The 12,572-nt window shown below is 59.2% G+C and carries 11 protein-coding genes and 1 pseudogene; 7 read left to right on the forward strand and 5 right to left on the reverse strand.

The window, feature by feature from the left end; translation table 11 throughout:
• The first annotated feature begins 81 nt into the window (after positions 1–81).
• Together EY713_RS13430 and EY713_RS13435 are read left to right on the forward strand one after the other, a co-directional pair.
• Positions 82–984: a LacI family DNA-binding transcriptional regulator gene (locus EY713_RS13430; protein WP_425374369.1), complete on the forward strand. Its 903-nt coding sequence runs from the start codon at positions 82–84 to the stop codon at positions 982–984.
• A complete protein-coding gene (locus EY713_RS13435; protein ID WP_131115600.1) occupies positions 981–1,964 on the forward strand; it encodes a CobW family GTP-binding protein in 984 nt (327 codons plus the stop codon). Before EY713_RS13430 ends, EY713_RS13435 begins: the two co-directional genes overlap by 4 nt.
• A 550-nt stretch (positions 1,965–2,514) precedes the next feature.
• Here EY713_RS13435 and EY713_RS13440 read toward each other — a convergent pair.
• Positions 2,515–3,456 carry a LysR family transcriptional regulator gene (locus EY713_RS13440; protein ID WP_131115602.1) on the reverse strand — a complete coding sequence of 314 codons (942 nt, stop codon included), beginning with the start codon at positions 3,454–3,456 and terminating at the stop codon, positions 2,515–2,517.
• Positions 3,457–3,605: 149 nt separating this feature from the next.
• Here EY713_RS13440 and EY713_RS13445 point away from each other — a divergent pair, with 149 nt between their 5' ends.
• Positions 3,606–4,418, forward strand: coding sequence for an alpha/beta fold hydrolase (locus EY713_RS13445; RefSeq protein WP_131115604.1), 813 nt, complete (start codon positions 3,606–3,608; stop codon positions 4,416–4,418).
• Positions 4,419–4,702: 284 nt separating this feature from the next.
• Here EY713_RS13445 and EY713_RS13450 read toward each other — a convergent pair whose 3' ends face one another.
• A complete protein-coding gene (locus EY713_RS13450; RefSeq protein ID WP_131115606.1) occupies positions 4,703–5,176 on the reverse strand; it encodes a MarR family winged helix-turn-helix transcriptional regulator in 474 nt (157 codons plus the stop codon).
• A gap of 69 nt (positions 5,177–5,245) precedes the next feature.
• On the opposite strand from EY713_RS13450, the gene EY713_RS13455 reads away from it, so the two are divergent.
• Positions 5,246–5,983 (forward strand): NAD-dependent epimerase/dehydratase family protein, encoded by a 738-nt coding sequence (locus EY713_RS13455; protein ID WP_131115608.1) that lies wholly within the window; start codon positions 5,246–5,248, stop codon positions 5,981–5,983.
• 17 nt (positions 5,984–6,000) lie between these two features.
• On the opposite strand, the gene EY713_RS13460 is transcribed toward EY713_RS13455, so the two are convergent.
• On the reverse strand, positions 6,001–6,393 hold the full coding sequence (locus EY713_RS13460) for a GFA family protein (RefSeq protein WP_131115611.1): 393 nt from the start codon (positions 6,391–6,393) through the stop codon (positions 6,001–6,003).
• 264 nt (positions 6,394–6,657) lie between these two features.
• Here EY713_RS13460 and EY713_RS13465 point away from each other — a divergent pair, with 264 nt between their 5' ends.
• Together EY713_RS13465 and EY713_RS13470 are read left to right on the forward strand one after the other, a co-directional pair.
• Positions 6,658–7,185, forward strand: coding sequence for a P-loop NTPase family protein (locus tag EY713_RS13465; RefSeq protein ID WP_131115613.1), 528 nt, complete (start codon positions 6,658–6,660; stop codon positions 7,183–7,185).
• Positions 7,186–7,701: 516 nt separating this feature from the next.
• Positions 7,702–10,209 carry a sensor domain-containing protein gene (locus EY713_RS13470; protein WP_131115615.1) on the forward strand — a complete coding sequence of 836 codons (2,508 nt, stop codon included), beginning with the start codon at positions 7,702–7,704 and terminating at the stop codon, positions 10,207–10,209.
• 388 nt (positions 10,210–10,597) lie between these two features.
• On the opposite strand, the gene EY713_RS13475 is transcribed toward EY713_RS13470, so the two are convergent.
• Positions 10,598–11,092, reverse strand: a complete 495-nt coding sequence (locus EY713_RS13475) for a TetR/AcrR family transcriptional regulator (protein ID WP_342635996.1) — start codon at positions 11,090–11,092, stop codon at positions 10,598–10,600.
• 18 nt (positions 11,093–11,110) lie between these two features.
• Positions 11,111–11,236, reverse strand: a pseudogene (locus EY713_RS23430) (TetR family transcriptional regulator); the annotation flags it as partial.
• Positions 11,237–11,315: 79 nt separating this feature from the next.
• Between EY713_RS23430 and EY713_RS13480 the strand changes: the two are divergent.
• Positions 11,316–12,458, forward strand: coding sequence for an FAD-dependent monooxygenase (locus tag EY713_RS13480; protein WP_131115620.1), 1,143 nt, complete (start codon positions 11,316–11,318; stop codon positions 12,456–12,458).
• Positions 12,459–12,572: the final 114 nt, after the last annotated feature.

A 12,572-nucleotide genomic window follows, 5' to 3' on the forward strand; every position in this document is an offset into this window, starting at 1 on the left:
GCCGTCACGCTCAACAACGTGGCCGAGAAGGCCGGCGTCTCGCGCGCGACCGTGTCGTTGGTTTTGCGAGCGAGCCCTCTCGTGGCGTCAGAGACCCGCGAGAGGGTCACCGACGCCATCGCCAGCGTCGGTTACGTCTACAATCGCGGCGCAGCTCGGCTTCGAACGGGGAGGTCAGGGACGATTGGCCTGATCGTGCCGGAGATCACGAACCCGTTTTATGCCGAACTGACTGCCGGCATCGACGATGTCTTCGACAAAGAGGGGCGCCTGACTTTCCTCGCCAACTCGAATGAATTGCCAGAGCGTCAGGACCGCTTCGTTCGTCGCATCCGAGAACAAGGCGTCGATGGCATCATTCTGTGCGCTGCTGAAGGCACGACGGGCGATGTTGTGGCTCAACTCCGACGTTGGCGGCTTCCCTTCGTCCAAATCCTTCGTGAGATCGAGGGGGCGGTCGGAGATTTTGTGGCTCCGGATTTTCGACGGGGCACCGAATTGGCTGTCGACCATCTCGTCGCACGGGGCCACCGCTCAATTGTACTGATGTCGAGCATTCGCAAAACATCCGCAGCGCTCGAACGGGTCAATGCGTTTCAGGCCGCGCTCCAGCGCTATGGCCTACCATCGAGCGGCATTCACCCCTGTGTCACCGATCGTGCAGCCGCCTTTCAGGCGGCGGAGATGCTGCTTGCCGGACGAGATCCGCCCACTGGCGTCATCTGTCACAACGACGTTATGGCGCTTGGAGTCCTTTACGCCGCGCAGAACCGCAGCTCCAAAGCGGGACGAGCGTTTGGTGTCGTCGGCTTCGACGATATCCCCGAAGGCTCCCATTGCGTCCCAAAACTAACGACGGTCGCGACGCGGCCGGCCGCGGTTGGTCGGGCGGCTGCTCTGCTGCTTATGCGCCGGATCGCAGCGCCGAAGGATTTACCCGAGCGCCTTCTCATTGCTACAACGCTCGTCGCGCGAGACACATGACGGGTCGCGTTGGACCATGGCCGATCGCGGTCGTCACCGGAATGCTGGGGAGCGGCAAAACGACGATGATCGGTCGGTTGCTGCAGCACCCGGCGATGCGGGATACGCTCGTTCTGGTCAACGAGTTCGGGGCGGTCGGGCTCGATCACGATCTTCTGAAAGCCGTGACAGACAACGTCGTCCTGCTCCCGAACGGGTGCCTCTGCTGCACGATTCGCGACGATATCGTGCAGTGTCTGCGCGAGATTAGGCGTGGCTGGCTGGCCGGCACCATTCCAGATTTCGGTCGCGTGCTTATCGAGACGACCGGACTGGCCGAACCCGCCCCGCTGATCGCCGCCTTGACGTCCCATCCGCTGCTTCTGGACAGTTTCGCACTCCAGAGCATCGTCACGGTGGTGGACGGCGAATTCGCCTCGCAGCAGATCGACCACCAAGCGACCTGCCGTAATCAGGTCGTCCTCGCGGATCGATTGATGGTGTCCAAGACGGATCTGATCGATGGGTCGACGTTCGCTTCGTTAGCGCGTCGCTTGGGGCAATTGAATGCGCTCGCGTCGATCGGAACAAGCCGCGATGCGCACCCGGATGATCTTTTCGAAAGGGCGGTGGCGCCGTTCAAGCATCGACCCCTGCTATGCGACACGCCAGACGATCACCTCGCCGCGATCACAACCGTGCTGCTCAAACCGCACCGGCCGCTCGCCTGGACCCCATTCAAGATCTGGCTTGCCCGCTTGATCGAGACGGAAGCGCCGCATCTTCTGCGCCTCAAGGGTCGGCTAGCCTTCGACGGTGCGGCCACGCGCATCATCCTTCAAGCCGTGCACCACACTTTTTATCCGGTCATCAAGGATCCGACCGGAGTTGCTCAAGAGGCGCAAGACTTTCTAGTGCTCATCTTCATTGGTCCATCGCCGCTTGGCTTTGATCAGTCTTGCCGGAAAGAGGGATTCACGCTCTTTCCGCGAAAGGACTAGATCAAAGTGCGGCTCCCCTACGATGCGCCACGTTCGATGCCGTTCAACAGGCGCGCGACGGCGACGACCGTCGGGTCTGTCCCATCGACGCTGTGGGTTCGCCGATATTCACGGTCCTCACCGTGAGCGCCGAACGTCGACGGGATCGACGCTCGTTGAAAAGACTAACAAGAGACGAGCCGCGAAAATCAGCAGGGTCCCCCGTCGACAGCAGGCGCGACGCTAAAACATCGAAGCGACAGAGTTGGGTAACGAGAGTGGCCCGAGGCGCCATCCTGGCTAGACTGGAGTGGGAGCGCGGCTCGCGCGGCGCCCGCGTCGACGCAATCAGCGAGAATGCGGTGGCGCTGATTAAATCGTGAGTCGCATTCGGGCACGTCAGCCCAAACTGATTTCCCGTTATTTGCTCATTCCATGATTGCGAGTCGCTCAGGCCGCTATCGTGCAGGCGATGGCTTCCCGCTCGATCAGCCATGCGGACAGTTTGTCGGTCGTGATTGGAGGAAAAAGGTTTCCAGTGCGGCCGTCGAGAGAGGTCAGCACGTTCGGCCTATGGTCTGTTCGGCCTCACGGGCTTTCTGTCGGCCCGGTGGTTCCCGGCTCTGGCGTCTTGAAAGAAGTCGCCGAGCGTAGCCGACAGGTGATTGGCGACTCGGCGAACACGAGCGTTGCTTCGGACCTCTTCATGCAGGACAAGCCACACCGGCAATGGCGGCACGTTCATGTCGACCGGCACCTGCTCGAGCTCGGGATAACGGCTCGCCAAGGGAACCTGTGCAAAGCCCAGACCTGCTCCCGCCAACAGCAGATTCCAGTAGACCAAATGGTCGTCACAGCGGATTGGAAAGCTCTGGCGTGTCGCCGACAGTCCGAGCGCAGCATAGCCCTTGATGATGGCGTCGCTGCGATCGAACCCAATGACATCGTGCGTCAGCAGATCGTCCCTCCCATCCACTCGACCACGTCGAGCGAAATAGCTTTGGTGCCCGAACAGCCCGATCGGCGCTTCGCCCAGCTTGCGAGCGATAAGAGCGCCTTGCGTGGGCTTGAACATGCGGATTGCGATGTCAGCATCTTGCCTCAAAAGGTTTTGAGCAAGATCGGAGGCGACGACTTCGATCTGAATGTTCGGCTCGGCACGGCGCAACCCCGCAAGGATCGGGGGGAGGATGAGGCCGGCGACGACGACCGACGCCGTGATGCGGACCGTTCCGGTCAACTGCTGCGAGCGGCCCTGTGCCTTGAGAGTCAACGTCTGGGCCGCCTCGCCCATGGCGCGAGCATCGTCGACGAGACTCAAGGCTGCCTCGGTCGGATCAAGGCCTCGCGCGGATCGTGTAAAGAGGCTGACACCCACCGTCGCCTCCAATTCGCGAATGTGTCTGCTGAGCGTCGGCTGCGTTGCGGAGAGCTGCGTCGCAGCGGCCGAGAGCGACCCGGTCTCGACAACCGCCAGAAAGGACCGCAGCAGAGACCAGTCGATGTTATTCATTTTTCAATGATGACCTGGGACGTTAGCAGCCGTTGTTCCTTATTTTGGCTGATTAGCCATACATATCTGTGTGCCCACCATCCGCAAAGCGCCAATTCCCCGTGATCGCCGCCGCCTTTAGGTCTGGGCCATCATTGAAGGAGGACAGCATGGCAGGGCTCACGAAATTCCTGGAAATCGATGGTGGCCGCATCGCCTACGACGATACAGGCGGTAACGGTTCGGTCGTCCTCGCGATTCCGGGCATGGGGGATTTGCGATCGGAGTACCGGGCGCTCCGGCCCGTGCTGCAGCGCGCGGGTTACCGCGTCCTGACCATGGACGTGCGCGGCTTCGGCGAGACGTCGGCGCATTGGACAGACTATTCGGCGCATGCGGTCGGCCGCGACGCGTTGGCGCTCCTCACACACCTCGACGCTGCCTCTGCAGTCATTCTCGGCAACTCTTTTGCGGCCGGCGCCGCATTGTGGGCGGCACATGACGCGCCGACTCGGGTAAGCGGTGTCGTCCTCCTCGGTCCTATCGTCCGCGACCCGAAGGCCTCCGCCGTCGTGAAGCTCGCCCTGGCGATCGGCTTCGCAGGGCCGTGGCGCGTCTGGTTCTGGACCACCTACTGGAACAGCTTGTTCCCTTCCTGCAAGCCGACCGACCACGACCAAGTCAAGGCAGCCATCGCGCAAAACCTGAAGGAGGCGGGACGCATGAAGGCGCTTCGTACGATGATGAGCCTGTCCAAGGCAGACACCGCCTCCCTACTGCCGCAAAGCAAAGGGCCAGCTCTCATCGTGATGGGAAGCAAAGATCCGGACTTCGCTGATCCGCGCGCAGAAGCCAATTGGCTTGGCGAGACGCTACGAGCGCAAATCTTGATGATTGAGGGCGCGGGCCATTATCCCCACGCAGAGCGACCGGACGACGTGGCGCCGCGCATCTTATCCTTCATCGACGGCCTTCGCGGTTGATCCTGCCGACGCGGTCAATGGGGCTGCGGATGTCCGGCCCTTGTGATTTAGGTACCTTAAAGCTGCGAGACCGCAGTCCATCAGCCTCGTCGATCGCGACACCGGTCGCAAAATACCACGGCAAGCGTCGATACGGCTCTGCCAGCCCGTTTGTTAATGGCGCCGCGCCTTCCAGTCCGACGTTCTGGACCGAGTATCGGCCGTCTCGGGCGGCAGCTTGGCGATAAATAGGTCAGCCGCTCTCAGGCGTTAGGGCATCGTGCGACAAGCGTGGAAAGCAGACATTAGATCGAGTTCAGTCGCGCAACTGCGATCAGCCAACGACGCAATGCTTTCACATCGTCATTACCGAGGATCTGCGCGAGTTCTTCCTCCATGAGATGAACGCGTGAGCGGCAGGCTTTCAGGAGTTTTTCTCCGGCCGGTGTCAGGTCGATCTGGAGGATACGGCCGTGTACCTTGTGGGGACGGCGCTCGATATGTCTGGCGCGTTCGAGGTTGGCAACGATAACGCTGGTGGTTTGCGGCGTCAGTAGTGCAAGGCGCGCAATGTCAGCGTTGGATTGGCCTGGATATGCCTTCAACATTGTCATCACGGCAAACTGCGGTGGCGTGATGCCGAGATCGGCAAGCGCCCGGTCGAGCCGAAGCCGATAGGCGGCCGCAGCCTGCCGCAGGAGATAGCCGAGGTAACCGTCCTCACCCCGCTTTCCCTCCCCGATTTCGGGAGGGATTCCTGATGTCCCGCTCTTGCTCATTCTCAGTGCTCTGATAAGTAATCAGGGCAATGATAACTAGCCGTGGCGAAAAGGCAAAGAAACCGCGATATGACGAGGACGATCTTTCTCGCCGGAGCGTCCGGCGTTGTGGGCCGTCGGCTTGTGCCGATGCTTCGATCGAAGGGCTGGCAGGTCGTCGGACTGACGCGGAGCCACGCAAAATGCGAGGCTTTGGCCGCGCTTGGGGCCGAGCCCGTTGTGGCGGACATCTTCGATGTTATGGAGCTTCGTCGGGTCTTGGCCGCTGCGAAGCCGGCCGTCGTCATCCACCAGCTCACCGACTTACCGCCTGGTCTCGATCCCGAACGAATGGAGGAAGCCACGGCTCGCAACGCGCACGTCAGAGATGAAGGCACACGCAACCTCGTCAATGCCGCGCTTTCATCCGGCGTCCGACGCTTCATCGCGCAAAGCGTCGCCTTCGCCTACGCCGAAGGTCCAGTGCCCCATCACGAGGACGATGCGCTTGCGATACATGCTCCAGGACGGCTGGGCATTTCGGCTCGCGGCGTTGCAAGTCTCGAAAGCCAAGTTCTCGGCGGAGCCTTCGAAGGTGTGGTGCTCCGCTACGGTCGGCTCTACGGACCCGGAACTGGGTTCGATACCGCGGTTGGCTCAGCTCCGGTCCACATCGATGCAGCCGCATATGCGGCCGCTCTCGCCACCGAGGCGGGCGAAAGCGGCACATTTAACATCGCGGAGGACGACGGCGCGGTATCAAGCGAGAAGGCAAAGCAGCGGCTCGGTTGGTCGGCTGGATGGCGTCCGGCACGGATGCAGGAATGATCCGATCCCTCATACCCTTAGCCGTCCCGTGTGCGCTGATAGGCAGGCAGGTTTCCGGCCAAGCGATCCCATTCAAGTGACTCGCTGAGCCACACGTGAAAGGTCGGTGGGACGCCGCTCGGGTCATCGAGGCTGACCGTCATGACGTCGAGATCGCCCGCAGCATCGTCACGTCGGTACGTGAGCGGAGATCCGCATCGGCCGCAAAAACTTCGGATCACACCAACCGAGGAGGCATATTCGACAGGCGCGCCCTTCGTGAACCGAAACACTTCGGACAGCACACCGACGAAAGCCAGCCTGGGCGCCGAGGCCGTCCGTCGGCAACTTTCGCAATGGCATAGGCCGCTGTTTATTGGTTCACCGTCGAACACGTAACGAACCGCCCCGCACAGGCATCCACCTTCCATACGCAAGCCCTCCGTAAGTCGCCACGTCCTGACCGAGATCACCCAAGAGACCAAGATAGCGAACGAAGCCGCGACCCGACGTTCAGATCAGCAATTTAACACCGGGAATGCTGTTTATTGGAAGCTGTTAGACTGAAGGAATGCCTAAATTGGGTTTAAAGCTGCCCGAAGTTTGGCGCGGTGCTGCTGACTGTCGGGCGGCTGAGCAGAGCTCGCTGTCCCATCCGTTGCGGGACGTTCGCTGGCCGACCTAAAAGAGAGATCATGACGCTGGACGAGCTTGGGACGCGCATTTGCATTATGGGACCGTCCAGCAGCGGTAAGTCCACGATGGCGGACGCGATCGCGCGGGCGCGGGGGCTCGTGCCGATCCATCTCGATCAACTTTACCACCTCCCGCATACCGATTGGGTTCCCCGACCGGAGGATGAGTTTGCCGCCCTTCACGACGCGGCCATCATGGGTCCGCGCTGGGTCATCGATGGCAATTACTCGCGGCTTCTTCCTCAAAGGCTGCAGCTCGCGACCGGCTTCGTCCTCCTTGATGTCCCCACCTCGGTCAGCCTGTACCGCTATATCCGGCGCTGCTGGTTCGAGCGCGATCGTCGCGGGGCCCTCGAGGGCAATCGCGACAGCGTGAAATGGGATGTGATTCATCACATCAGTGGAGCGACCAGAGCGAATCGCATTCGCTATGAGACGATGTTCGGCGATATCCGTTTGCCGAAAGTGCGGCTCGATTCGACACGCGCGATTGCCGCGTTCTATCGCGTGAACGGCATGAGCCGCTAAGCCGTATCGGCCCTTGCGGAATGGTCGAAATCCCGCTGCCAGGGCCCAGGCGCAGAGGCCTTTTCGCCCATGCTGACTATGGTCGAGCAGGGCGGACCAGTTCAGCACGTCGCTCAGAGCGCTCGGACGGCTCGTGATTGCAGTAAACTGTCGGCAGACGCCGAACAACGGCATCGCGGCGAATGCGGAAACGAGGCAACGTTCGACGCGCTCTCTCGTCCACACAAATCCGACATTAACCCGCTTGCCCTCCAAGAGACCATCGCAGGAACAAAGGAAGGCCGTTCGTTGGGACGGTGCTGTTTCCAAACAAAGCCAAGACGCTTCAAGGAGACTTCGCAATCGTTGACACAGCTCACTGCACAATCAATCGTAGGACCAATGCTTGCCCGAGGCTTTAGCGTCGCACCCATGAGCCAAATGGTTGCGTGACGCAACACAACCATAACCTTCAGGCCTATAGTTTGGCATGTTTAGGGTGAAGAGGATTTGCCCCAAGGGACGGAGCGACAGGGTATGACAGCATTGACGAGCCCAAGCTTCGACGCCCTCCAGCTGCTGTTTCAATCAAGTGCCGATTGCATCAAACTTTTGAACCTTCGCGGCCAGCTTATCATCATGAATTTGGGCGGAACCGCCGCTATGGAACTCGAGAGTCCCGATCAATTAGCGGGCAAAAATTGGATCGAATTTTGGGTGCCGGGCGAGCGCAGCTCGGCTCTGCAGGCCATCGAGGCTGCAAGGGCAGGGGGTGTCGGACGCAGTTTCGGGTTCCTGCCAACGGCGAAAGGCACGCCGAAGTGGTGGGACAGCATCGTGACGCCGGTGCGAAACCCTGATGGGCAAATTGAACAAATTCTTGTGGTCTCGCGCGATGTATCCGAGCGACATAAGTCGGATCAGCAAAGACGTGATTTAGCAAATGATCTACAGGCGGCACTCCGGCGAACAAACGCATTGCTTCGTGCGACTTCGGAGATTGTCTGGCAATCCGACAGTCAGCGAAACGATGTCAATGTACAGGGTTGGACTGAATTTACAGGTCGCGGGTTATTTCAAATAGGCCGAACTGTTTGGCTCGATGCAATTCATCCCCACGACAGACATCGAGTGGATGTCAGCAGTCGGGATGCATGGGCTGCAGGCGTTGAATATTATTCAAAGTATCGTCTACGTCATCGGACCGGAGAATATCGTTGGGTCGAGGACCGTGCGGTTCCTCTGTGCGGCACCGACGGCGAGATCATCGAATGGATCGGTGTCATCACCGATATGCACGCGAAGGTGATCTCCGATCAAGCGCTTCGCGAAAGCGAGGAACGACTTCGGCTTGCCGTAGCGGCAAGCCGCGTTGGCATTTGGGATGTTGACCTGCTGACGAATGAGCGGCGGTGGTCGGTGGAGCTCAAGGCCATGCTGGGTCTGCACAAAGACGTGAAGGAAAGCGAGGCGTTGCTTTTCCAACTTGTCCATCATGCAGATCGAGGAATAGTTGAAGAAGCGCATCGAGCGACATTTCTTCAGACGACCGGCTTTCCCTCGATCATCTTTCGGATTCATCGAGCGGATACAGGCGAAGAGAGATGGATCCAGTCTCGCGGGCGGGCCGTGGTCGACCAGACAGGCAAGCCGATCCGACGCAACGGAACGTTCCAGGACATTACCGATCAGAAACGAATGGAAGTCCGCCTTTGGCAGGCTGCCAACGAAGATTCGCTGACCAAACTACCCAACCGCTACCGCTTTAACATCGATCTCGAGACGGCAATCGCAAATGCCGAGACACATGAGCAGCGCCTCGCGCTTTTCATCGTCGACCTGGATCGGTTCAAAGAGGTGAATGATACTCTCGGTCACGATGTCGGGGACCAAGTTCTGCGTAGCGTTGCGAGTCGCCTGCTGTGCTTGAAGCGTGACAACATGACTGTCGCCCGTTTGGGCGGCGACGAGTTTGCAGTTCTCCTCACCAACGCCGGCTCTGCTGCAGAGCTCGAGACGGAGGCCGCCAACCTCATTCGTGCGTTGATCAAACCAATCAGTATCTCGAGTGGTGCGTTGAACTGCGTTTCAAGTCTTGGTGTCGCGATCTACCCGGATCACGATATCGACGGACGCGAGCTTTTAAAAAATGCAGATCTGGCTCTTTATAGCGCCAAACGGGCAGGCCGGGCGCAATTTGCCTTTTTCGACCGCTCGATGAAATGCGCTCTTTTGAGCCGGATCGATGTTCTTAAACGGACGCGTGAAGCGGTATCAAGAGGGGACATCGTCCCATTTTATCAGCCGAAGGTTGCAATCTCTGGCGATAAGATCTGTGGTTTTGAGGCTCTCCTGAGGATACGCGAAGGGTCGTCCCTGATCAGCCCTGCAGCATTCTTAGAGGCGTTTCACGATCCTGAGCTATCTGTGCAGATGGGGCAGCAGATGCTCGGCGCAGTCTTGCAAGATATGCGGTCGTGGCACGAGAGTGGCGTGCAATTCGGCAATGTTGCTTTGAATGTATCGGCCACAGAGTTCTTTCATATCGACATTGCTGAGACTTGGCTCGCTCGGTTGCGTGCTGCGGGATTGCCGACGTCGATGCTGCAACTTGAGGTGACTGAATCAGTTTTCCTCGACGGTAGTTCGGACGTTGTCGGGCCGGCGCTTTCGGTTTTGAGCCAAGCCGGGATTGAAGTTGCCTTCGACGACTTCGGAACTGGTTTTGCTTCGCTCACCCATCTGCGAAAATTTCCCGTGCGGTGGCTTAAAATTGATCGATCTTTTGTCAGCGATCTTGGCTCGGATAATGACGCGAATGCGATCGTGTCGGCGGTCATTTCGCTGGCGCACGGTATCGGGCTCCGCGTGATCGCCGAAGGCGTCGAGACGTCGCTTCAGGCCTCGATCTTGACCGGGATGGGCTGTGATGGAATGCAAGGTTATCTTGCTGCACGCCCGATGCCGGCAAGCGACGTGCCGAATTTCGTCAAGACTTGGAGAGGCTTGACGCGTGAAGGGATCTCGATGCGCTGTGGCGAGTGAGGCTAGCGATCAAACGCCCGGAGCCCACCTTTTCGGCTATTTTGTCGAGACCGTCGTTGCCGATCACATCGGTCGCCATCGATCGGTCGTTGGCCGGAACGGCCGATCGTTGCGGTTTTTCAACCCTGATGGCGCATAATCTCGCTGCGGTGCCTTGTCGGACACCCGTACGCCTACGATCGCGTGTTGAGCCAGGGCGGTGTGGGCCGCTGGAGTGAGTGAACAATCTTGCTCATTAGAGCGGCTGGGAACTGGCCCCTGCCTCCAAATGCAAAACTCCTGACTGATGCAACGATCCCGATTGGGATGCCATCTGCCAGCCTATCATCGCTTCAACAGGAACGGGAACTGAAACGGCCTTCGTAAAAAATGCGAGCAAATCAAGTCGCTACGCGTAAGGCGTATCTGATAAGGCTGCGACAAGCCCTCCCGATCCCTTGTCGATGATAGCCAAGAAGCTTGTTTTCGCGGCTGCGCTGTCTCCATGAATTCGAAAGGCAGCGTGCGCCTCGATGAATGCAACGGTCCAGGTCGCTAGCAAAAGACTCGCGGCGAGATACGCATCGGGATCGCTTGCAGGTCGATTGACGGTCTCGGCCAACGCTGCCGTTAAGGCTCGCACAACCTCGTCACGGATCGCCCGTGCGCGTGCTTTCAACGCCTCGCTGGCTCCGACGGCCTCGACGAAGCGACGGCTGCCTCCGAAGAAGCGAATGTAGGAGCGATCCTCTTCGACCCACCGGTGCGCTAACCGTCGTAGCGCCTCGATTGCAGTCATATCCTGGTTCTTCATCCGCACGGCGGACAGAAGCGCGTCCCGCGCCTCCTGGTCTTGGTCGAAGAACATGTCCTCCTTCCGCGGGAAGTGGTTGAACACGGTCATCCGACCGACGTCAGCGGCTTCAGCGATCTCGTCCACTGTCACAGCGTCGAAACCACGCTCGATGAACAGCCGAGTGGCAACATCCGAAATACTCTGACGTGTGGCGAGCCGTTTGCGGGTCCGTCGATCGGGAGACGTTTCCATTGAGCCTTGCTTTAAATGTATACTCAGTACATATACGTTTACAGTCTACCGAGTGTATGTAGTCGATTGGGGCAGTGAAATGGAAGTACGTCAGGTGAGTGTCGAGCTGGCCGTGCCTGTCGGTAGGCAGGTTCTGGTTTGTGGCGCGAGCTTCGCAGGCCTTGCGACAGCCTTTTGGCTTGCGCAACTTGGCTATCAGGTGACTGTGGTCGAGATTGCGCGTGGGCTGCGCCGAGGCGGCACGCCCGTTGACATCGAGGGTGACACAATCGGCATCCTTGCACGCATGGGGTTGCTTGACGCGGTCCGGGCCAAGGTGCTGCCGCCCCGCACCATGGAGTTCAAGAGCGAAGACGACGGCACGATCGGCGTCATGGCAGCCCAGCAGGACGCGAAAGACGAGCGCTACGAGATCCACCGCGACGATCTTCTGGATATCCTGTTCGCGGCCATCGAGGGCTCCGTCGGTATCATGTTCGGCCAATCGGTCCGCGAGCTGGCAAACAAGTCAGATGGTGTAGCGGTGACATTCGATGACGGCTCGCGGCACGACTATGCGCTCGTATTCGGATGTGACGGCAATCGCTCGCGCACCCGACGATTGGCGTTTGGAGATGCCGATTTTTCCTACTTCATGGGAGGCTATTTCTGTCTCAAGGTCGTGCCGGACACCGAATTGCTTCCGCCAAATGTGTCACAGATCTTTAGCTCTCCTGGGTTGATGGTCATGCTCAACGGCTACGAAGACCGTACTGACTTAGGCTTTGGATTTCGAAGCGCTGCCAAGATTGAATACGACCATCGCGATCGAGCGCACCAACGCGCGATGATCCATCGCCACTTCGACAGTCGCGGCTGGAAAGTCCCGGCCATGCTCCGCCACCTCGATGCCGACGAGCACTTCTACTTCGACCAGATTAACCAAATTCGGATGCCGACATGGTCAAAGGGGCGAGTGGCTCTGGTCGGCGATGCGGGTTATTGCGTGTCGCCGCTCGCCGGCATGGGTGGGTCTATAGCGCTGATTGGTGCGGCGGGTCTGGCGGATGCGTTGCTGCGGCATGGTCACGACCACGAAGCAGCCTTCGGCGAGTATCATGACAAACTGCATCCGTTCGTCGACGACGTCCAAGACAGGGCCGCGACATCAGGCATGGCTATGATGTTCCCCGCCGACGACGCAGAACTCGCAGAACGCAATCGACAACTTGGGGAAGGGTGACCTGACACTGTAAGATGTCGACCTGACGAGTTTATACAGCCGACAGGCTTGTGTAACGAATATTCATATTGGGACGTTTTGATAAAGCAACGAGGTAGTTATAATAATTCAGCC

Origin of the sequence: Lichenihabitans psoromatis (genome assembly GCF_004323635.1) — a bacterium.
Lineage (GTDB): Bacteria > Pseudomonadota > Alphaproteobacteria > Rhizobiales > Beijerinckiaceae > Lichenihabitans > Lichenihabitans psoromatis.